We start from the raw sequence: 20,903 nt of genomic DNA, 5'->3' as shown, positions 1-20,903 counted from the left end.
TGCTGCTGATCGTCGGCCGGATCGGAAAGCCGCACGGCATCCGCGGTGAGGTGACCGTGGAGGTGCGGACGGACGAGCCCGAGGCGAGGTTCGCCCCCGGGTCGGTGCTACGTACCGACCCGGGGGCTTCGGCCGCCGAGGCCGCCGTCGCCGCCGCGGCGCTCGACCCCGACGCCCCCGGACTGGTACGGGTGCCCGACGAGCTGACCGTCGAGGCGGCTCGCTGGCACCAGGGCCGGCTGCTGGTCAACTTCGCGGGTGTGGCCGACCGGAACGTCGCGGAGGCCCTGCGGGACGTGCTGCTCTGGGTGGACAGCGGTGAGGTCGCGGCACCGGCGGACCCGGACGAGTTCCACGACCACCAGCTGGTCGGGCTGGCCGTCGTGGACCCGGCGGGCGAACCGCTGGGCGAGGTGGCCCGGATCGACCACGCGCCCGCGAGCGATCTCATCGTGTTGCGCCGCCCCGGCGGTCGTACCGCGCTGGTCCCGTTCGTGAAGGCCATCGTGCCCGAGGTCGACCTCGCCGGTGGCCGGGTGGTCGTGGACGCCCCACCGGGGCTGCTGGATCTGTGACCCCGCCCACCCCGATGCGGATCGACGTCGTGTCGATCTTCCCGGAGTACCTCGCCCCGCTGGAACTGTCGCTCATCGGGCGGGCCCGGGCCGCCGGGCTGCTCCGGCTCGCCGTGCACGATCTGCGGAACTGGACCCACGACGTACACCGCACCGTCGACGACACGCCGTACGGTGGCGGGCCCGGCATGGTGATGCGACCCGAGCCGTGGGGGGAGGCGCTGGACGCGCTGGCCCCGGTGACCGAGCCGCCGCCCCGACTGCTGGTGCCGAGTCCCGCCGGGGTGCCGTTCACCCAGGCCATGGCGCACGAACTCGCCGCCGAGCCGCATCTGCTGTTCGCCTGCGGCCGGTACGAGGGAATCGACCAGCGGGTGCTCGACCACGCCGCCACCCGGATGACCGTGACGGAGATCTCCCTCGGCGACTATGTCCTGTTCGGCGGCGAGGTCGCCGTGCTGGTGGTGCTGGAGGCGGTCACCCGGCTGCTGCCGGGCGTGCTCGGCAACGCCAACTCGTTGGACGAGGAGTCGCACGCGCACGGCCTGCTGGAGGCGCCGGTCTACACCAAGCCGCCGAGTTGGCGCGGGCTCGACGTACCGGAGATCCTGCGGTCGGGGGATCATGGCCGGATCGCCCGGTGGCGGCGCACGACGGGGCTGCTGCGTACCGCGTGGCGCCGGCCGGACCTGCTGGCGGCGCTCGACGCGGCGGATCTGGACAAGCGGGACGTGGCCGCGCTGCGGGAGGCCGGATTTCAGGTGCCGGACCCGGATATGGCAAAGTAGGGGGGTTGCCGCAGAAGGCCACGCCGTGGCCGCCTGCGAGGATCCCGAGATTCCGTCGGGATCAGAATCACCCGACCGCGCGTCGCAGTGACGCGCCGTGAGCCGTACGAGGATGCAGCGATGAACACCCTGGACGCGCTTGACGCCCAGTCGCAGCGGACCGACCTTCCCGACTTCCGTGCCGGTGACACCGTGAAGGTGCACGCCCGGGTCGTCGAGGGTAACCGGTCCCGGGTCCAGATCTTCCAGGGCGTCGTCATCCGGCGTCAGGGATCGGGCCTGCGCGAGACCTTCTCGGTCCGCAAGGTCAGCTTCGGCGTCGGGGTCGAGCGGACCTACCCGATCAACAGCCCGGCGATCGACCGGATCGAGGTCGTGACCCGTGGCGACGTGCGCCGCGCCAAGCTCTACTACCTGCGTGAGCTGCGGGGCAAGAAGGCCAAGATCAAGGAGAAGCGGGAGAAGCAGCCCAGCTGACACCCGCTCCCGTCTTCGGCGGAGCTTTCCGACGCCGGGCCGGCACCACGGTCATCCGTGGGGCCGGCCCGGCGTCGTGTCGTCGTATCCCGATGGATGCCCGAATCGCCCCCGGCGGTTACGCTGATCGCACGGCCCGCGTGGTGGCCGTGGTCGCGACCGCCGTCGCCGGCCGCGGACCGCCCGTCGTCGGCCGTGCCGTCCCCGGCGACCCGTCCGGGCGGTGGCGAACATCGGGACCGGGGAGTCGTGTGGTACGCAGGACGGAGTTGGAGCCCGGCGTCGAACCATGGCGCCGCCGGGTCCGCCGGGTACGTCGGCAGATGCCGATGTGGCAGGAGATCCCGCTGCTGCTGGTCGTGGCGTTCTGTCTGGCCGTGCTGATCCGCACGTTCCTGTTACAGGCGTTCTTCATCCCCTCCGGGTCGATGGAGGACACCCTGTTGATCGGGGACCGGGTGCTGGTCAACAAGATCGTGTACGACGTCCGGGACCCCAAACGGGGTGAGGTCGTGGTGTTCCGGGGCACGGACAACTGGGCGCCGGAGGCGGCCGACGAGCCGACGCCCGGCTTCGTCGGGCGGCTCGGTCGCACCCTGGGCGATCTGGTCGGGGTCAGCCGGCCGGGCGAGAAGGACTTCATCAAGCGGGTCATCGGGCTGCCGGGCGACCGGGTGGCCTGCTGCGACGACAAGGGCCGGTTGACCGTCAACGGGCATCCGCTCGACGAGTCCGGTTACGTGTCGCAGGATTCGCCGCTGGATGTGCCGCCGAATCCGCAGGAGTGCCGGGCCCGCCGCTTCGACGAGGTGGTGGTGCCGCCGGGTCAGATCTTCGTGATGGGTGACCACCGCCTGGTCTCCCAGGACGCCCGGTGTCAGGGGCCGGTGCCGATCGACAACGTCATCGGACGGGCCTTCGTGATCATATGGCCGCAGTCCCGTTGGGCGACCCTGCCGGTGCCGTCGACCTTCGCCGACGTACCCGACGTGGTGGCCGCGTCCGGCGGTCCGGTGGGGATCAATCCGGATGACAGCGTCGGCCCGGTGACCGGGTCGGCGGGCCCGGCGGGCGGACCGGAGGCCGGCGCGTTGGCCCCGACCGCGCTGCCGCTGGCGCTGTCGCTCCTTTTCGCCGCGCGTGCCCGATATCGTGGCACAACTCGACCACGTAGGCTCCAGTCGTGATTGACGAGCAGACCGACAAACCCAAGCCGCGCAGCTCCTTCTGGAAGGAGCTGCCGATCCTGCTGGGCGTGGCCATCCTGGTGGCGGTACTGGTCCGGGCCTTCGTGCTGCAGACCTTCTACATCCCGTCGCAGTCGATGGAGCACACGCTCGACATCAACGACCGGGTGCTGGTCAACAAGCTCGTCTATGACTTCCGATCGCCGCACCGTGGTGAGGTGATCGTCTTCGAGGCCCCGGCCAACTGGCGGAACACCCCCGAGGGCGAGGACTTCATCAAGCGGATCATCGGGGTGGGTGGCGACCACATCGTGTGCTGCGACGCGCAACGGCGGATCACCGTGAACGGGCAGCCGCTGGACGAGCCGTACATCTTCACCAACGCTTCGGGCCAGCACGACCCGGCGGCGGACCAGGACTTCGACGTCACGGTCCCGGCCGGCCGGCTGTGGGTGATGGGTGACCACCGGTCGCAGTCGGGTGACTCGCTGGAGCACTGGGAGCAGTCCCAGGGGGACATCCAGGCCGCGACGATCACCGAGGACTCGGTGGTGGGACGGGCCTTCACGGTGTTCTGGCCGTTCAACCGGGCCAAGTGGCTGTCCGTCCCATCGACCTTCGACAAGGTTCCCGGCCCGACCGGCTGACCGCGCTGGGCGCTGTCGGCCCGCCGACCTAGGCTGTGCCGGTGACCTCGTTCATCGACCGACGGGCCGCCCGGGTCCTGCTTGTCGACGCCGCCGGCCGGGTGCTGCTGTTGCACGGACGGGACCCGGGCCGCCCCGATCACCACTACTGGTTCACCCCGGGTGGTGGTCTCGAACCGGGGGAGTCGGCGGCGGAGGGAGCGGTACGTGAACTGGCCGAGGAGATCGGGCTGGGACTGCCGGTCAGCGCGCTCGGCGAACCGGTCTGGCGGGAGGTGACCGAATTTTCCTTCGACGGCCGGTGGTATCGGCAGGAGCAGGAGTTCTTCCTGGTCCGGGTGCCGGACTGGACGGTGGACACCGCCGGCTTCGACGAGGTCGAGCGGGCAAGCATCGACGGGCACCGGTGGTGGTCGCCGGCGGAGCTGGCGGTGACCGCGGAGCGGATGTACCCGACGGACCTCGTGGCCGTGCTGAGCCGGGCGCTGGAGGAGAGGGAGCGATGCTGACACCGCCACGGACCGTCGTGCGCCGGGAGAGCGGCCTGTACGCCCTGGAGCGCGCCCTGCAACGACGCGGCTTCCGGCACGTCGCCGGTGCCGACGAGGCAGGACGGGGTGCCTGCGCCGGCCCGCTGGTGGCCGCGGCGGTCATCCTGCCGGAGGGGCGCCGAGGCGAGATCGACGGGTTGGCCGACTCCAAGTTGCTGACGGCGGCGGCCCGGGAGCGGGTCCACGACCTCGTGCTGGATCGCGCGCTGGCGTACGCGGTGGTGGTGATCCCGGCCGAGGAGGTGGACGGGCGCGGCCTGCACGTGTGCAACCTGGCCGCGCTGCGGCGGGCGCTCGCGTCGCTGACCACCCGTCCGGAGTACGTGCTGACCGACGGCTTCGGGGTCGACGGTCTGGGCGTCCCCGGTCTCGCCGTCTGGAAGGGTGATCGGGTGGCGGCCTGCGTGGCGGCGGCGAGCGTGCTGGCCAAGGTCACCCGGGACCGGATCATGGTGGAGCTGGACGGGCGGTTTCCGGGCTACGGCTTCGCCGAGCACAAGGGGTACATCACCCCGGAGCACAGCGCCGCGCTGGACCGGCACGGGCCGTGCGTGGAGCATCGCTTCTCGTATGTCAATGTGGCCGCCGTCTCCGGCCGGTCCGGCCGCCCGCCGCGGGCTCGCCGGCCACGCCCGGAGCTGCCGAAAGACCTGGCGGGACGGGTGGCCGGGCCCGGCCCGGAGCGGCCGGACGACCCGCGTCCGGAGCGGCCGGACGAGCCGATGGAGCGCGCGGCTGCGGTAAGGAGTACGGTCGGCGTGGCGTTGGGCGACCAACCCCGGCCGCCGGTGTCGGTGGGGGAAGATGTGGCCATGGAAGGCGGAGTGGGATGAGCGCGGAAGATCTCGAGAAGTACGAGACCGAGATGGAGCTGCAGCTCTACCGGGAGTATCGCGACATCGTCCGCCAGTTCTCCTACGTGGTGGAGACGGAACGGCGCTTCTACCTGGCGAATCAGGTCGACCTGCACGTCCGTAACTCGGACGGCGAGGTCTATTTCGAGGTGGAGATGCACGACGCCTGGGTCTGGGACATGTACCGTCCTGCCCGCTTCGTGAAGAATGTGCGGGTGATGACGTTCAAGGACGTCAACGTCGAGGAGCTGGAGAAGCCGGACATCTCGCTGCCCGCCGATTCGGGCTTCGGCGGCTGATCCGCCCGGCCCCGGCCGCGCCGTTCGGCCCGCCCGGGTCGGCGTGAGTGTGGCCTGGCCGCCATAGCAGATCAACGCGCCCGCCGGGGGTTTTCCACAGCGCCCTGCGCTGTCCACAGCCGGCGCGATGGCCCGTTGAGGCGCGGCGGCGCTGGCGGCACCCTGACCACATGCCGATCCGAAGCCCGCTGGCCGCCATGGCCGTCGTGACCCTGCTCTCCGTCGCGTTGCCGCCGCCCGCCGCCGCGGACCCGCCCGGCGACGCGGTGCCGCCCGCCGCCGCGGACCCGCCCGGCGACGCGGTGCCGCCTACCGCTGCGGTGTCGCCTCCGGCCGCGGTGCCACGTCGCGCGGTGACGTCGCTTCCGGGGGTGGCACCGCCCCATGCGGTGATGTCGCTGCCCCCGGCGCCACCCGTCCCGGTGTCACCCGCCGAGGTGCCGCTTCCCGCGCGAGCCGGCCCACCGCTGGCGCAGGTGTTCCGCTGGCCGCTCGACGGGCCACCGCGCCTGGTCCGCCGGTTCGAACCGCCGCCCCGGCCCTGGTACCCGGGGCATCGTGGGGTCGACCTGGCCGCGCCGCCCGGTGCGGTGGTCCGGTCCGCCGGATCCGGCACCGTCGCCTTCACCGGCGTGGTGGCCGGTCGCCCGGTCCTGACCGTGCGGTACGCGGACGGTCTGCGCAGCACCTACGAACCGGTGGACGCGATCGTCCGACCCGGCGATCCGGTGGCCGCCGGCAGCCCGATCGGCCGGCTCCGGCCGGGCCACCCGGGTTGCGCCGAGGCCGCCTGCCTGCACTGGGGGCTACGGCGGGAGGACGATTACCTGGACCCGTTGAGCCTGCTCGGTCTCGGTCGGGTGCGGCTGCTTCCGCTGAACCCGCCGTGACCGGCGCCGTTTCGACCACCGGCCCGGCCCACGGGGTGCCGACGAGGTATCGGAACGGCGCCGGGACCGCCGGACTGGAACCGGTACGGCGCCGGGGCGACGAGGTGTGGGCGCGGCGCCGGAGGCGCTGGACGGGGTGTCGGCGGGGGTCAGGCTGACCGGGCGAGGAGAGCGGGCAACCGGTCCGCCAGCCGGTCGTACTCCTCGGGCCGGTTGTAGACCTGGCCGCTCAACCGCAGGTATCCCCGCCCGTTCCAGGCGTTCACCGCGACCTCCGTGTCGAGTTCGTCGGCGATCCGCGCCCGGAGCGCGACGGCCCGGTCCAGGTCACCGGCCAGCCCCGGCGGTAACGGCACGACCCGCATCGCGACCGACGGTCCGCCGGGCTGCGGCAGGTCGGCCGGCGCGAGGCCGAGGGCGGCCCCGACCACCCACTGCCCGTACGCGGCCAGCGCCGCGTTGTGCGCCCGCACCGCGTCCAGCCCGAGGGTACGCATCGTGAACAGCCCGGTCGGCGCCGCGAGCCACGACGTGTAGTCCAGGGTCGCCTGATACTCGACGCTGAGCGGGAACCCGGTCGACTGTTCCCAGGACACCGTCAGCGGCTCGATCCGGGAGCGCCACCGGGGTGCCACGGCCAGCAGCGCCGTCCCGCGCGGGGCGTACGCCCACTTGTGCAGGTTGCCGACCCAGAAGTCGGCACCGACGTCGTCGATCGGGGTCGGCAGCATCCCGGGGGCGTGCGCGGCGTCGACCAGGACCGGTACGTCCACCTCCCGGGCCGCCGCGACGATCGCCGTCGTGGGCAGCAGCCGGGCGGTCGGCGAGGTGAGCTGGTCGATGATCAGCAGGCGGGTACGTCCGGGGCGCAGTCCGGCTCGGATCGCGACCGCCACCTCCTCGTCGGTGGCGGCCAGCGGGATGGGCAGGGTCCGGCTCACCGCCCCGGTGCGGCGGCACTCCCGCTCCACCGCCAGCCGCACCGCGCCGTAGCCATGATCCGTCGTCACGATCTCGTCGCCGGGGGTCAGCCCCAGCGACTGGAGCACCACGGCCACGCCGGTGCTCGCGTTGCCGACCAGGGCGGCGCCGTCCGGGTCGGTGCCCAGGAAGCTGGCGATGTGCCGGCGCGTGTGCGCGATGCGGTCCCGCAGACCCTGGGTGAAGAACCGGAGCGGGTTCGCCTCCATCTCGTCCCGGAGCCGTTGCTGGACCCGCTGCACGCCGATCGGCACCGCCCCGAAGGAGCCGTGGTTGAGGTGCGCCACGGACGGGTCCAGCGAGAACAGCAGCCGGGCCCCCGGGATCGGTTCGGGCGGCGGGGGTGGTGCCGGCGTACTCATCCGGCAGATCGTAACCGTCGGAAGTTCCGGACCGGTGAGGATCACTCGACTACCGGCGCCGGAGTGTCAGGCGCGCGGGTGGGCCTGCTGGTACGCGGCGCGCAGGCGCTCCACGGAGACGTGCGTGTAGATCTGGGTGCTGGACAGCGACGAGTGTCCGAGCAGTTCCTGCACGGCACGCAGGTCGGCGCCGCCCTCGAGCAGATGGGTGGCCGCCGAGTGGCGCAGCCCGTGCGGTGTGGTCCTGGGCAGCCCGGCAGCGGCGGCATAGCCGGTGACGGCCCGCCGGGCGACGGTCGGCTGCAACCGCCCACCCCGGGCGCCGATCAGCAGCGCGGTGCCGCTGGTCGGCCCGACGAGGCTGGGCCGGCCCAGCCGCAACCAGTCGTCGAGGGCTCGCTGCGCCGGTACGCCGTACGGGACGGACCGTTCCCGGCTGCCCTTGCCGAGCACCCGAACCACCCGCCGGCCCTGGTCGACATCGGTGACGTCGAGCCCGCAGAGTTCGCTGATCCGCACCCCGGTGCCGTAGAGCAGTTCGAGCATGAGCCGGTCCCGCAGCAGCACCGGTTCCGTCCCGCCGCCCGGCGCTTCGACCAGCCGGCTGGCCTGGTCCGCCCGCAGCACCGTGGGCAGTTCGCGGTGCGCACGGGGACTGGCCAACGCCGCGCCCACATCCGAGCCGAGCAGCCCGGTCCGGTGTGCCCAGGCGGTGAAGACCCGTGCCGCCGCCGCGCGGCGGGCCAGCGAGGTCCGGGCGGCGCCCGTGGTGCGCAGCCGGGCCAGCCAACTGCGCAACACGGTCAGGTCAAGCTCGGCGGGCCGGACACAGCCCATCCGGACGGCGTGGTCGAGCAGCGAGACCAGGTCCCCGACGTACGCCCGGATGGTGTGCGCGGACCGGTTGTCCACCCGGGACAGGTGATGGGCGAAGTCGTCCACGGCGGCGCGCATCGCCGGGGGTAGGGCCTGGTGCAGTTCTCGGGTGTTGGGGCGGCTCATCCTGACGACCGTCGGCCCGGAGGTCGCCGCCGTCAAGCCGGCGCGCCGGGTTTTTCGGCTTCCGGCGCGCTGGAAGCCTCGCTTCGCCGGTCCGGCTCGGTCTGGGTACCTCGTGGTGCCGCTGTCCTGCCGCGAGCGGTACCGGACGGGGACTGCGGGGCGAGCGCGTAACCCTCCCGACGGCGGACGAGCAGACCCAGCTCCTCCAGCAGCCCCAGTTTGCGCACCGTGGTCCGGAAGTCCAGGCCGGCCCGGGCGGCCAGCTCCTCGGCGTCCAGCGCGGCGCGTCGCGGCACCGACTCGAGCACCAGGACCGCGTCGTCGTCGAGGTCATCCCTCGGCCCGTGCGGCCCGCGCGGCACGGGCGCGAGGTCGACCCCGATCCGGCCCACCTCCTCGAGGATGTGTGGCACCCCGGTGACCAGCCGGGCCTCGGGGTGGTTCCGCAGTTGCTGGTGGGCACCGACCGAGGTGGCGGAGGTGACCGGGCCGGGGACCACCATGGCGGCCCGGCTCAGGGCAACGGCCCGACCGTGGGTCTGGGTGGCGCCGCTGCGGGCCGCCGCCTCGACCAGGACGGTGCCCAGGGTGCCGGCCGCGATCACCCGGTTGCGGATCAGGAAGCGGGGCCGCAGCGGCTCCGCACCCGGCGGCCACTCGCTGACCAGCAGGCCGGTGTCGGCGATGCGATCGAAAAGCGCGGTGTTGCCCACCGGATACGGTCGGTCAACCCCGCACGCCAGCACCGCCACCGTCGGCCCGCCGGCGTTCAGCGCGCCCCGATGGGCGGCCGCGTCGATCCCGAACGCCCCACCGGAGACGACGGTCCAGTCCCGCTCGGCCATGCCGAATCCGACCTCGGTGGCCACATGCGTGCCGTACGGGCTCGCGGCCCGTGAGCCAACCACCGCCACCGACCGGTTCAGCGCCTGGTCCAGCGGCCACCCACCCCGGACCCACAGGCACAGTGGTGGCGCCAACTCCCGGTCGACCCGGCGCTGCGCGGGCCTTCCGAACAGCCGTTCCAGATCGGTCAACCGGTGCGGCCACTCGTCGTCCTCGGGGGTGACCAGCCGGGCGCCCAGCCGTGCCGTACGGGTCGCAGCCACCTCGGCGACCTCCCGAGGGTCGGCCTTCGAGATCCGGGCCGCCACCACCTGGCGCAGTGCGGGATCGGCCACCTCTCCGGCCAGCAACCGGGCCAGCGTGCCGATCGGGCCGTGCCGGCGGACCAGCCAGTAGACCGACCAGGTGCCGGGCTCGGTGAGCCAGCCCAGGGCGATCCGGGCCAGCGCGGTCGGGGTCACGCGCTCTCCCCGGTCCGCAGGTCGACGGCCTCCCGAATGTCGTCGGCGTCCGGCCGGTCCCGGCCGTCGAGGTCGGCGATCGACCAGGCCAGTCGGAGGACCCGGTCGAAGCCTCGGGCGGAGAGCGAACCCGTGTCGACCCGGCGTTGCAGATCGTGGATGTCCCGCGCCGGCGGTCGCCACCGTGCCTGGCGCAGCACCGGCCCTGGAACCTCGGCGTTGACCCGCTTGCCGAGCGGCGCCCAGCGGTCCCGGGCGGCGGCGCGGGCCGCCGCTACCCGCTGGGCCACCACCGCCGACGCCTCCGCGATCTGGCCGGTCTCCATCAACTCGGCGGAACGCAGCGGTTTGAGCGTGACCCGGACGTCGATCCGGTCCAGCAGCGGGCCGGACAGCCGCCCGAGGTAACGGCGGCGGGCCAGCGGCGTGCATTCGCAGAAGAGTTCCCCGGCCGGGTGTGCGCACGGACACGGGTTGCCGGCCAGCACCAACTGCACCCGGGCCGGATACTCGGTGGTGCCCCGGGACCGGCTGAGCACCACCCGGCCGTTCTCCAACGGCTGGCGCAGCGCCTCCAGAGCGCTCCTGCCGATCTCGGGTGCCTCGTCCAGGAACAGGACCCCACGGTGCGCCAACGAGAGCGCGCCGGGTCTGGCCAGACCACCTCCGCCACCCACCAGGGCCGCGACGGTCGTGCTGTGGTGCGGCGCCTGGAACGGCGGCCGACGGATCAGGCCGGCACCGGCTGGTAACAGGCCGGCGATGGAGTGCAGCGAGGTCACTTCCAGGGCGGCCGCGTCGTCGAGCGGGGGAAGGATCGACGGAAGTCTCTCGGCCAGCATGGTCTTCCCGGCGCCGGGCGGGCCGAACAGGGCGACGTGGTGCGCCCCGGCCGCCGCGACCTCGATGGCCCGCCGGCCCAGTGCCTGCCCGGTGACGTCGGCCAGGTCCGGCCCCGGATCCCGGGGCAGCGGTGGTCGCGGCGGCGGGTCGAGCAGGGCGTCCCCGTGCCGGATGAAGCCCACCAACCGGTGCAGGGCATCGACGGAGCACACCTGGACTCCGGGCACGACCGCGGCCTCCGCCGCGTTTCCGGCGGGTACGATCACCTGCCGCACGCCGGCCCGGGCGGCGGCGGCCACCATCGGCAGCGTCCCGCGAACCGGTCGGACCGTGCCGTCCAGGCCGAGTTCGCCGAGTACGGCCACACCGTCCAGCGGGGCCAGCGGCAGCTCACCCGAACCGCCGAGCAGGGCGGCGGCGATGGCGAGGTCGAACGCGGAACCGTGTTTGGGCAGGGTCGCCGGAAGAAGGTTGACGGTGATCCGCCGGTTCGGCCACCGCTGACCGGAGTTGACGATGGCGGCCCGGACCCGGTCCCGCGCCTCGTTGAGCGCCGTGTCGGGCAGCCCGGACAGGACCACGGCCGGTAGCCCGGGTGCCAGGTCGGCCTCCACCTCCACCAGATGTCCGGTCACGCCGACCAGCCCCACGCAGAGCACCTTCGCGTAGCTCATGCCATCCCCCCGCCGCGGCCGGTACCGGACGTCGGCTGCGCCGTGCCGGCTTGGACGTTCCGCCCGTCGCGCCCGCTCATCAGAACGCCGACCTGATGTGCTCGACGAGCGCTCCGCCGCTGCGCGCGACGTACACCTCAAGCACGTCGAACCGGATCTCCCGGGGATGGGCGCCGCTGTCCCGTAGCCATCGGAGCGCGATCCGGCGCAGCCGGCGCATCTTGGCGGAGTCCACCGCCTCGCCGGGAGTGCCGTACGCGCCACCCCGGCGGGTCTTCACCTCGCAGAACGCCAGCACGTCGCGTTCCCAGGCGATGATGTCGACCTCGCCCTGGTCGCAGCGCCAGTTCCGGGCCACCACCCGCAGCCCCGCCTCGACGAGGTGCCGCACCGCGCACCGCTCGCCGTACGCCCCGATCGCCAACCTGGTCATCGTCATGTCTCGACGGTGGTCCGCGAGAACGGCGTCGGGAACCCCGAATCCGCCGGCTGTGGATGACGGGGGCCCCTGTGGACAACGTGACGATCTTCCTGCGGATGTGCTATGGCCAAGGACACCGTGGAGGGCCGTACTCCGGGTCCTGGCCTGGGGATATCTCATGGTGTCGGCTGGCCAGCCGACCCACCCGTCGCATACGGTGCGGGACCGTGGACCGACAACATGACTTCCCCGGGGCGCCGGAGCCCAGCTGGTACGGCGACGATCATGGGTACGGCGGCGGCCGTCGGCACGGCGTCCCGGACCGGTACGACGCCGATGCCGAACTGCCCCAGCAGCGCGCCGCCGGGGCCGAGGAGCCGGGTGTCGGACGGCACGCCGGACCGTACGGCACTGAGTACGACGAGCGCCGGCCCGGCGCGTCGACCGACCCGGGCTGGCCCGCCGGGCCCGCGGCCTTCGGCTCCGGTCGGGACGGCGGCTTCGGCACCGATGGCGGCGCGGAGCCGGGCGGGCCGCCCGAGGCGGGGCGCTCGGGGTACGGCCTGGTCGCGGAGTTCCCGCTGATCACCCCCGGCCGGCCCGGCGAGGCGGACACCGACAGCCGATCCGCGCGGGCCGGCGCGCAACCGGACACCGACCGCCGATCCGCGCGGGCGGGCACGCAACCGGACAGCGAGTCGCACCCCGGACCGGCGGTGGAAACCGGTCCGGGCACCGGCCAGATCCCGGCCGTCGGGTCGGACCCGACCTCCCGGTTCCAGACCCAGCCGATCGACCGGCGGCAGCTGTGGCGCGGCGGTTCCGGTCCGGACCCCGAGGCCGGTGGCGAGCCGGCCGCCGAGAGCCCCGGCCCCGGGTCGTTCGGATCGTCGCCCGGGTTCGGCGGTGGAGCGTCAGGTACCCCCGGTGGGGTGTACGGCGGGGGTGCCACGGACGGCGGCTACCGGTCCCGGCGACCGCTGCGGGCGGTGCTGTTGCTGGTGCTGACCGGCCTGCTGGAGCTGGCGGCCCTGCGGGTGCTGCTCGGCGGGCTGGTGGCCGATCCGGTGGGGGTGCCGGGGGTGGTGTCCGGTCTGCTGCTGGTGATCGGACTGCCCTCGCTGGCCGCCGGGCTGTACGGGGTCTCCACCGGCCCCGCGGCGCTCGCCGACTCGAGTCGGTCCTGGCTGCGGCCGCCGACCGCGTACCTGACCACCGGCCTGGTGCTGCTGATGGCCGCCGCGCTCGCGGCCAGCTGACACCTCGACCGCGACGCCGACTCCGCCCTGGCTCGTCCGCGAGGCCCGGCCGCCGGTTCCCGGTCCGACCCTGGGCCGGTCCGACCGCCAGGCTGGCTCCTGGCCCGATCCGGCGGGGCGTACACTTGCTCTCGGCGACCGCCCTGCGCGGTCGACCTCGCGCGCCCTCCGCACGGCCTCCCGCCGGGCGGCGACGGCCTCCCTGGTCCCGATTCCGATCGGGTCCCCGATGGCCGGCGACCGGACGCCAGGACGTCAGGCCGCCGGCCCGGCGTAATCAACCAGGGAATCTTGAAGGAGCACCACCATGGCCATCGTGACCATGCGGCAGATGCTGGAGAGCGGCGTTCACTTCGGGCATCAGACCCGTCGGTGGAACCCGAAGATGAAGCGCTTCATCCTCACCGAGCGCAACGGCATCTACATCATCGACCTGCGGCAGACCCTCGACTACATCGAGAAGACGTACGACTTCGTGCGCAACACGGTGGCCGAGGGCGGCAGCATCCTGTTCGTCGGCACCAAGAAGCAGGCTCAGGAGGCGATCTCCGAGCAGGCGACCCGGGTCGGTCAGCCGTACGTGAACCACCGCTGGCTGGGCGGCATGCTGACCAACTTCCAGACGGTCTACAAGCGGCTCCAGCGGATGAAGGAGTTGGAGGCGCTGGGCGACCTCTCCGGCACCGCGCAGGGTTACACCAAGAAGGAGACCCTGCAGCTGTCCCGCGAGAAGATCAAGCTCACCCGCACGCTGGGTGGCCTGCGGGACATGCAGAAGCTGCCGGCCGCGATCTGGGTGGTGGACACCAAGAAGGAGCACATCGCCGTCGACGAGGCCCGCAAGCTGGGCATCCCGGTGATCGCGGTGCTGGACACCAACTGCGACCCGGACGAGGTCGACTTCCCGATCCCCGGTAACGACGACGCGATCCGCTCGGCCGAGCTGCTCACCAGGGTGATCGCGGCGGCCGTGGGTGACGGGCTCATCGCCCGCTCCGGCAAGGCCCGTGGCGGCGACGAGAAGCCCGAGCCGGGCGTCGTGGCCGCCGACGAGCCGCTGGCCGAGTGGGAGCGCGAGCTGATCGAGGACACCGAGAAGAAGGCCACCCAGGCCGAGGCCCCCGCGCCGGCCGCCGCCGAGACCCCGGCGCCGGCCGCTGCCGAGGCGCCCGCGCCGGCTGCCGCCGAGGCGCCCGCGCCGGCTGCCGCCGAGGCGCCCGCGCCGGCCGCCGCCGAGTGACCCGCTGATCGTCTCCCGCCGATCCGACCGGCGGACGGCGATCACCCAGGGCCCGTTCCGGTGGTACGCCGGGCCGGCCCTGACGAACTCCATCCAAGCCGCAATCATCGAAGAGAGAGTCATGTCCAACTTCACCGCCGCGGACGTCAAGAAGCTCCGCGACCTCACCGGCGCCGGCATGATGGACTGCAAGAAGGCGCTCACCGAGGCCGAGGGCGACTTCGACAAGGCCGTCGAGATCCTGCGGATCAAGGGCGCCAAGGACGTCGGCAAGCGGGCCGGCCGGACCGCCGCCAACGGCCTGATCGCGCACTCCGGCAAGGCGCTGCTCGAGCTCAACTGCGAGACCGACTTCGTGGCCAAGAACGCCGACTTCGTGGCGCTGGCCCAGCGGCTGGTCGAGCACGGCGCCCAGTCCGGGGTGACCGACGCGGAGGGTCTGCTCGCCTCGACCCTCGACGGCCGGACGGTCGCCGACATCATCCAGGAGCAGTCCGCCAAGATCGGCGAGAAGCTGGTGCTCAACCGGTTCGCCGTGCTCGACGGCACGGCCGCCGTCTACCTGCACCGCAAGGCGCAGGACCTGCCGCCGCAGGTCGGCGTCATGGTCGAGTACGCCGGCAAGTCGGACGAGGCCGCGGACGCGGACGCCCGGGCCGTGGCCATGCAGGTCGCCGCGATGCGGCCGAGGTTCGTGACCCGTGACGAGGTGCCGGCCGAGACCGTCGAGTCCGAGCGGCGCATCGCGGAGCAGACGGCCCGTGAGGAGGGCAAGCCGGAGGCCGCCCTCTCCAAGATCATCGAGGGCCGGGTCAACTCCTACTTCAAGGACTTCGTCCTGCTCGAGCAGGCGTCGGTGACCGACAACAAGAAGTCGGTCAAGCAGGTGCTCGCCGAGGCCGGTATCGAGATCACCCGCTTCGTTCGGTTCGAGGTCGGCCAGGCCTGACCGGACCGCCCACCCGGGTGTCACCCGGGTGTGGCAAAACAGGAGCGAAAGAGGAGGCCGCCGGTGTACGCGACAGGCACCGCGGCCTCCTCGTCACATAGGGTCAGCATCGGCAGGATGGACGCGGTGCCGCGTGCGACGCGCGGTGCGGGAGAGGCGGGTCGGATGACGCAGGCTGCGAACGGTACGACGACGGAGAGCGACCCCACCACACCGCCGGCCGGCCGGTTCCGCCGGGTGGTCCTCAAGCTGTCCGGCGAGGTCTTCGGCGGCGGTGCCGTCGGCGTCGACCCCGATGTCGTCCAGGCGATCGCCCGGCAGATCGGCACCGTCGCGCGCCGAGGTGTACAGGTCGCGGTCGTGGTCGGTGGCGGCAACTTCTTCCGGGGCGTGGAACTGCAGAAGCGCGGCATGGACCGGGCTCGGGCGGACTACATGGGCATGCTGGGCACGGTGATGAACTGCCTGGCGTTGCAGGACTTCCTGGAGAAGGAGGGCATCGAGACGCGCGTGCAGAGCGCGATCACGATGGCCCAGGTGGCCGAGCCGTACATCCCGCTGCGCGCCATCCGGCACCTGGAGAAGGGCCGGGTCGTGATCTTCGGCGCCGGCGCCGGGATGCCCTACTTCTCCACCGACACCGTCGCCGCCCAGCGGGCGCTGGAGATCCGTGCGGACGTCGTGTTGATGAGCAAGAACGGCGTGGACGGCGTCTACACGGCTGATCCGCGTACCGATCCCGACGCCCGCAAGCTGGACTCGATCACCTTCTCCGAGGCGCTGCGGCGCGGCCTGCGGGTCGCCGACGCGGCGGCCTTCAGCCTCTGCGAGGAGAACAAGCTGCCCATGCTGGTCTTCGGCGCCGAGGGAGCTGACACGATCGCCAGAGCGGTCGGCGGCGAGCGTATCGGCACCCTCATCACCGCGTGAAACCGCGCCCCCCGGCATTGACGTCCCCCGAGCCGGGCGGGAGCGTCACTTCGACAGGCACCACCAGAAGGAGGCGACGGACCAGGTGATCGACGACACGCTCCTCGAGGCCGAGGAGAAGATGGAACGCGCGGTCGACCACGCCAAGGAGGAGTTCGGGGCCATCCGGACCGGCCGGGCCACCCCCGCGATGTTCTCGAAGATCATGCTCGACTACTACGGATCGCCGACGCCGTTGACCCAGATGGCGTCCATCGCCGTTCCGGAGCCCCGGATGGCGATCGTCAAGCCCTACGACGCGTCGCAGTTGCACGCGATGGAGAAGGCGATCCGGGATTCCGACCTCGGGGTCAACCCGGGCAACGAGGGCACCCAGCTGCGCATCCTGCTGCCGCAGATGACCGAGGAACGGCGCCGGGACATGATCAAGGTGGCTCGGCAGAAGGGCGAGGAGGCCAAGGTGGCCATCCGGAACGTCCGCCGGCGCGGCAAGGAGGAGCTCGACCGGATCGTCAAGGACGGCGAGGCCGGCGAGGACGAGGGCCGGCGCGCCGAGAAGGAACTCGACGACCTGACCCACCGGTTCGTGACGAACGTCGACGAGCTGATCAAGCACAAGGAAGCCGAGCTGCTCGAGGTCTGATGTCCTACCTCGACCCGCACGGCAGCGCCGAGCCCCGCGACCGGGAGTACCCGGACGATCCGCCAAGGGGTCGGTGGCCGGACCCTGACGGCGCTCCGGTTCGGGCGCGGCGCAACGGTGCCGCGCCCGAGGCGTACCCCTGGTCGGAGCCGCGCGCCGACGCCGCCCCGACCGATCCGATCGGGCTGTCCCCGATGGCCCTGCCACCCCGTCCGGATCCGGCCGGGCTCACCGACCCGATCGGCCTGCCGCCGGTCCGGCGACCGGCCGAGGCGGACCAGGAACCGGTCCGACCCCGGCGGCACCGCGGGCGCCGCCGGGCACGGCGCTCGGGTGGGCCGCCGGCCTCGCCCACGACCGGCCCCGGCCCGTCGGGCGCCCCAGAACCGACCGGAGAGGGTACGTCGGCCGGTCCGTCGCCCCGGCCCAGCCGGGCGGGCCGCAACCTGCCGGCCGCGATCTCGGTCGGCCTCGGCCTGGGCGCCGCCATCGTCGTACCACTGTTCCTGTTCCGGCCCGCGTTCCTCGCGGTCGTGGCGGTCGCCGTCGGGATCGGGATCTGGGAGATGGTCCGGGCCATCCAGACCACCGGGGTACGGCCGCCGTTGGTCCCCCTGCTGGTCGGCGGCGTACTCATGATCGGTCTGGCCTGGTGGGCGGGACCGGACGCGCTGAGCCTCGGCCTGCTCGTCACCGTGCTGGCGGCGCTGGTCTGGCGACTGGGCGACGGCCCGGCCGGTTACCAGCGGGACCTCACCGCGACGGCGCTGGTCGCCGTGTACGTCCCGTTCCTGGGCGGTTTCGCCGCGCTGCTCGCGGTGCCGTCCGACGGCCACTACCGGGTACTGGTGACCCTCGCCGCCGTGGTGCTCTCGGACACCGGCGGATACGCCGCGGGGGTGTTCCTGGGTCGGCATCCGATGGCGCCGTCGGTCAGCCCGAAGAAGTCCTGGGAGGGGTTCGCCGGCTCCGTCCTGGCCGCGGGGCTGGGCAGCGCGGTGCTGTTGTTCCTGCTGCTGGACATCGCGCCGTGGTGGGGTGCGCTGTTCGGTCTGGCGATCTCCGGATCCGCGGTGCTGGGCGACCTCGGTGAGTCGATGATCAAGCGGGATCTCAAGATCAAGGACATGAGCAACCTGCTACCCGGACACGGCGGGCTGATGGACCGGCTCGACTCGATCCTGTTCGCGGTGCCGGTGGCGTACCTGCTGCTGGCCGTCCTGAAACCGGTGGGGTGAGCGAGATGCGTCACCTGCGCGTCCATGGCACGTGGTACCACCTAGATCGGTCCGCTCGGTCAGGTGCGCACCGCCGCTGGCGTGGGAGACTGGACAGGCCATGACGACCCTACCCATGATCTCCCTCCGATCAGACGCTTCCGGCAACCGCCGGGCGGCCATGCCGCCCCGGCATCTCGCCGACCTCGATCTCGCCGGCCGCCGAGCCCTGGTCCGCGAGCTGGGCGAGCCCGAATTCCGGGCGAAACAGATCTCCACCCACTACTTCGGCCGGCTGGTCCGGGACCCGGCGGCGATGACCGACCTGCCGGCCGCGAGCCGGGAACGGCTGGCCGGAGCGCTGCTGCCCACCCTGCTCACTCCGGTACGCGAGTTGGCCTGCGACGACGGCGCGACCCGCAAGGCGCTGTGGCGGCTGCACGATGGCTCGCTGGTGGAGAGCGTGCTGATGGGCTACCCGGACCGGGTCACGGTGTGCATCTCCAGCCAGGCCGGTTGCGGGATGGCCTGCCCGTTCTGCGCGACCGGGCAGGCCGGGCTCACCCGCAACCTGTCCACGGCCGAGATCCTGGACCAGGCGGTCTACCTGGCCGGGGTGGCCGCGTCCGGCGCGGTCGCCGGCGCACCGGCGCGGCTCTCGCACGTCGTCTTCATGGGGATGGGCGAGCCGTTGGCCAACTACTCGCGGGTGGTGGCCGCGGTACGCCGGCTGTGCGCACCGGCTCCGGAAGGGCTGGGCCTGTCGCAGCGGCACATCACGGTCTCCACGGTCGGACTGGTGCCCGCCATGCGTCGGCTGGCCGAGGAGGACCTGTCGGTGACGCTCGCGCTGTCGCTGCACGCTCCCGATGACGAGCTGCGCGACGAACTGGTGCCGGTCAACCAGCGGTGGAAGGTGGCCGAGGTGCTGGACGCGGCATGGAACTACGTGGATCGCACGGGGCGCCGGCTCTCGATCGAGTACGCCATGATCAGAGATGTGAACGACCAGCCGTGGCGTGCCGACCTGCTTGGCCGGCTGCTGGCCGGCCGGTTGGCACACGTTAACCTCATTCCGCTCAACCCGACGCCGGGCAGCCGCTGGGACGCGAGTCCGAAGCCGGTCGAGCGGGAGTTCGTCCGCCGGCTTCGCGCGGCCGGTGTCTCCACCACGGTGCGAGACACCCGGGGTCAGGAGATCGATGGGGCGTGCGGCCAGCTTGCGGCCGCGGAGGTGCCGGCATGAGGGGGGACCGGCGGGCCGCCGGTGCCGAGCGTGGCCGGGTCGGTGGTTTCCGGAGGCTCGACGGGCGCTGCGGTGACCATGGGTCGGGGCTGCGTTACGAGCGAACAGACCAGGAGACATAGTGGCGAGTCAGGGTCAACGTTTCCGGCGCAAGGCGCTCCGCCGGGGCTACAAGGTCGACGAGGTGGACGAGTTCCTCGACCGGGTCGAGGCCACCCTCGCGGGGGAGCAGGCCGGAGCGCCCGTGGCCGCCCAGGAGGTCCATGACGTCGTCTTCCGGGTCCGGTTCAACGGATACGACGAGTGGCAGGTCGACCTGCACCTGGATCGGGTCGAGCGGCAGCTGACCGAGCTCGAGGAGCGTGGCGGGGCGGCTCGCGGCGCCGATCGGGGCGTCCCCGACCGGATGGGTCCGCCCGACCGGTTCGGTCCGCCGGATCGGATGGGTCCGCCTGACCGCATGGGTCCGCCGGATCGGATGGGACCGCCCGATCGGATGGGTCCGCTGGACCGGATGGGTCCACCCGATCGCATGGGTCCGCCTGACCGCATGGGTCCGCCGGACCGGTTCGGCCCGCCCGACGACCGTGGGGGACCGCCGATGGCTCCTCCGGTGCCCCCTCGACCGATGCCCGCCCAGGCTGGCGCGGGCGACCCGTACACCAGGTATGACGACCCGACCGGCTCCTTCGGCGGTGGGCAGGAACCTGGCCGGGGCTACGACGGACCGCCCACCGTGGTCGGCCCGGCCGTGCGCGGTCCCGGCGGTCCGGGTCGGGGCGGGCTGCCCGCGCGTCCCGGCATGCCTGCTGGAGCTCCCGCTGGCATGCCGCCGGGTGGCGGTCCGGGCATGCCGCCCGGCGCCGGTCCCGGCATGCCGCCGGGTGCCGGTGGTCCGGGGATGCCTTCCGGCCCACGGGTGCCGGATCCGTACGACCCCGAGGAGCGGTTCAACGGATTCGAGCCCGGCCGGCACGGGAAGATGGACATGACCGCCGAAATCCGGCTGCCGGACCGTGACCCCAGGTCGCTCCGCAACCCCGGGGCTGACGGACCACCGACCATGCCGGCGACGCCAGTGGTCGGCGGTCCGCCGATGGGTGGGCCGCCGATGGGCGGACCCCCGATGGGCGGACCCCCGATGGGCGGACCCCCGATGGGCGCGCCCCGACCGGCCGGCCCGCCGCCGGGCGCGGCGGGCGGTGACATGCAGCGGGTGGACCAGATCCGTCGCACGTTCCAGGTCCGCCGGTTCGGCAGCGGGTACGACCCGGATCAGGTGGATCGGCTCTTCGCCGAGATCCTGGACAGCATGTCGGGACGGGGCCCGCTGCCGGTTTCGCCGGCCGAGCTGGACGCCCCCCGGTTCGGGCTGGTACCCGGTGGCTACTTCGAGGCCGAGGTCGACGCCGCGCTCAAGGAGGTCAAGGACATCCTGTTCCGGCGCTGACCTCCGCGTACCACGTCGAAGCGGGGGGGGGTGGGTAGGTGGGAGGGTGAGCCTGGGGATCGGGGGTGGGGGGGCGAGGGCACAAAAAAGCCGCTGCGAGGGAGTGGTGGG

22 protein-coding genes are annotated in these 20,903 nt (G+C 72.8%); 17 read left to right on the top strand and 5 right to left on the bottom strand.

Features of this window, described 5'->3' with window-relative positions:
• The first annotated feature begins 2 nt into the window (after nt 1–2).
• The 9 genes from rimM to ACXN5W_RS25815 all read left to right on the top strand — a co-directional run bounded on the left by rimM (nt 3) and on the right by ACXN5W_RS25815 (nt 6,268).
• Entirely contained in the window at nt 3–575 is a 573-nt protein-coding gene (gene rimM, locus ACXN5W_RS25855) for a ribosome maturation factor RimM (RefSeq protein ID WP_473160991.1), read from the top strand.
• 14 nt (nt 576–589) lie between these two features.
• The gene (trmD, locus tag ACXN5W_RS25850) at nt 590–1,363 is read left to right on the top strand and encodes a tRNA (guanosine(37)-N1)-methyltransferase TrmD (protein ID WP_473160990.1); all 774 of its coding nucleotides are present in this window, start codon (nt 590–592) and stop codon (nt 1,361–1,363) included.
• 120 nt (nt 1,364–1,483) lie between these two features.
• Nucleotides 1,484–1,840, top strand: a complete 357-nt coding sequence (gene rplS, locus ACXN5W_RS25845; RefSeq protein WP_473160976.1) for a 50S ribosomal protein L19 — start codon at nt 1,484–1,486, stop codon at nt 1,838–1,840.
• Between the two features lie 323 nt (nt 1,841–2,163).
• Nucleotides 2,164–3,027 carry a signal peptidase I gene (gene lepB / locus ACXN5W_RS25840; protein WP_473160989.1) on the top strand — a complete coding sequence of 288 codons (864 nt, stop codon included), beginning with the start codon at nt 2,164–2,166 and terminating at the stop codon, nt 3,025–3,027.
• Nucleotides 3,024–3,674 (top strand): signal peptidase I, encoded by a 651-nt coding sequence (lepB, locus tag ACXN5W_RS25835; RefSeq protein ID WP_473160975.1) that lies wholly within the window; start codon nt 3,024–3,026, stop codon nt 3,672–3,674. Before lepB (ACXN5W_RS25840) ends, lepB (ACXN5W_RS25835) begins: the two co-directional genes overlap by 4 nt.
• Nucleotides 3,675–3,715: 41 nt before the next feature.
• On the top strand, nt 3,716–4,183 hold the full coding sequence (locus ACXN5W_RS25830; protein WP_473160974.1) for an NUDIX hydrolase: 468 nt from the start codon (nt 3,716–3,718) through the stop codon (nt 4,181–4,183).
• The gene (locus ACXN5W_RS25825; RefSeq protein WP_473160973.1) at nt 4,177–5,058 is read left to right on the top strand and encodes a ribonuclease HII; all 882 of its coding nucleotides are present in this window, start codon (nt 4,177–4,179) and stop codon (nt 5,056–5,058) included. The genes ACXN5W_RS25830 and ACXN5W_RS25825 overlap by 7 nt, the downstream gene beginning before the upstream one ends.
• Nucleotides 5,055–5,378, top strand: a complete 324-nt coding sequence (locus ACXN5W_RS25820) for a DUF2469 domain-containing protein (protein WP_007075222.1) — start codon at nt 5,055–5,057, stop codon at nt 5,376–5,378. Before ACXN5W_RS25825 ends, ACXN5W_RS25820 begins: the two co-directional genes overlap by 4 nt.
• Before the next feature lie 170 nt (nt 5,379–5,548).
• Nucleotides 5,549–6,268, top strand: coding sequence for a murein hydrolase activator EnvC family protein (locus tag ACXN5W_RS25815; protein ID WP_473160972.1), 720 nt, complete (start codon nt 5,549–5,551; stop codon nt 6,266–6,268).
• Between the two features lie 149 nt (nt 6,269–6,417).
• Here ACXN5W_RS25815 and ACXN5W_RS25810 read toward each other — a convergent pair whose 3' ends face one another.
• From ACXN5W_RS25810 to ACXN5W_RS25790, 5 genes are all read right to left on the bottom strand, one after another.
• Nucleotides 6,418–7,611 carry an aminotransferase class V-fold PLP-dependent enzyme gene (locus ACXN5W_RS25810; RefSeq protein ID WP_473160971.1) on the bottom strand — a complete coding sequence of 398 codons (1,194 nt, stop codon included), beginning with the start codon at nt 7,609–7,611 and terminating at the stop codon, nt 6,418–6,420.
• Nucleotides 7,612–7,677: 66 nt separating this feature from the next.
• Complete coding sequence (locus tag ACXN5W_RS25805) at nt 7,678–8,613, bottom strand: tyrosine recombinase XerC (RefSeq protein ID WP_473160970.1); 936 nt, start codon at nt 8,611–8,613, stop codon at nt 7,678–7,680.
• Between the two features lie 32 nt (nt 8,614–8,645).
• Nucleotides 8,646–10,007 (bottom strand): DNA-processing protein DprA, encoded by a 1,362-nt coding sequence (locus tag ACXN5W_RS25800; RefSeq protein WP_473160988.1) that lies wholly within the window; start codon nt 10,005–10,007, stop codon nt 8,646–8,648.
• Nucleotides 9,917–11,437, bottom strand: a complete 1,521-nt coding sequence (locus ACXN5W_RS25795; RefSeq protein ID WP_473160969.1) for a YifB family Mg chelatase-like AAA ATPase — start codon at nt 11,435–11,437, stop codon at nt 9,917–9,919. The genes ACXN5W_RS25800 and ACXN5W_RS25795 overlap by 91 nt, the downstream gene beginning before the upstream one ends.
• A 79-nt stretch (nt 11,438–11,516) precedes the next feature.
• Entirely contained in the window at nt 11,517–11,876 is a 360-nt protein-coding gene (locus tag ACXN5W_RS25790; RefSeq protein WP_473160968.1) for a YraN family protein, read from the bottom strand.
• A 209-nt stretch (nt 11,877–12,085) separates the two neighbouring features.
• Between ACXN5W_RS25790 and ACXN5W_RS25785 the strand changes: the two genes are divergently transcribed.
• From ACXN5W_RS25785 to ACXN5W_RS25750, 8 genes are all read left to right on the top strand, one after another.
• The gene (locus tag ACXN5W_RS25785; RefSeq protein WP_473160967.1) at nt 12,086–13,117 is read left to right on the top strand and encodes a hypothetical protein; all 1,032 of its coding nucleotides are present in this window, start codon (nt 12,086–12,088) and stop codon (nt 13,115–13,117) included.
• A 307-nt stretch (nt 13,118–13,424) separates the two neighbouring features.
• Nucleotides 13,425–14,357, top strand: coding sequence for a 30S ribosomal protein S2 (gene rpsB, locus ACXN5W_RS25780; protein WP_473160966.1), 933 nt, complete (start codon nt 13,425–13,427; stop codon nt 14,355–14,357).
• A 121-nt stretch (nt 14,358–14,478) separates the two neighbouring features.
• On the top strand, nt 14,479–15,306 hold the full coding sequence (tsf, locus tag ACXN5W_RS25775) for a translation elongation factor Ts (RefSeq protein ID WP_473160965.1): 828 nt from the start codon (nt 14,479–14,481) through the stop codon (nt 15,304–15,306).
• 165 nt (nt 15,307–15,471) lie between these two features.
• Complete coding sequence (pyrH, locus tag ACXN5W_RS25770; protein ID WP_473160964.1) at nt 15,472–16,236, top strand: UMP kinase; 765 nt, start codon at nt 15,472–15,474, stop codon at nt 16,234–16,236.
• A gap of 85 nt (nt 16,237–16,321) precedes the next feature.
• A complete protein-coding gene (frr, locus tag ACXN5W_RS25765; protein WP_473160963.1) occupies nt 16,322–16,879 on the top strand; it encodes a ribosome recycling factor in 558 nt (185 codons plus the stop codon).
• Nucleotides 16,879–18,117, top strand: coding sequence for a phosphatidate cytidylyltransferase (locus ACXN5W_RS25760; protein ID WP_473160962.1), 1,239 nt, complete (start codon nt 16,879–16,881; stop codon nt 18,115–18,117). The genes frr and ACXN5W_RS25760 overlap by 1 nt, the downstream gene beginning before the upstream one ends.
• A gap of 100 nt (nt 18,118–18,217) precedes the next feature.
• Nucleotides 18,218–19,342: a dual-specificity RNA methyltransferase RlmN gene (gene rlmN / locus ACXN5W_RS25755; protein WP_473160961.1), complete on the top strand. Its 1,125-nt coding sequence runs from the start codon at nt 18,218–18,220 to the stop codon at nt 19,340–19,342.
• A gap of 121 nt (nt 19,343–19,463) precedes the next feature.
• Nucleotides 19,464–20,792 carry a DivIVA domain-containing protein gene (locus tag ACXN5W_RS25750; RefSeq protein WP_473160960.1) on the top strand — a complete coding sequence of 443 codons (1,329 nt, stop codon included), beginning with the start codon at nt 19,464–19,466 and terminating at the stop codon, nt 20,790–20,792.
• Nucleotides 20,793–20,903: the final 111 nt, after the last annotated feature.

It is taken from the genome of Plantactinospora sp. A48 (assembly GCF_055793945.1).
Note: the sequence above shows the minus strand (reverse complement) of the source record. Positions and strands in the feature narration are given on the sequence as shown.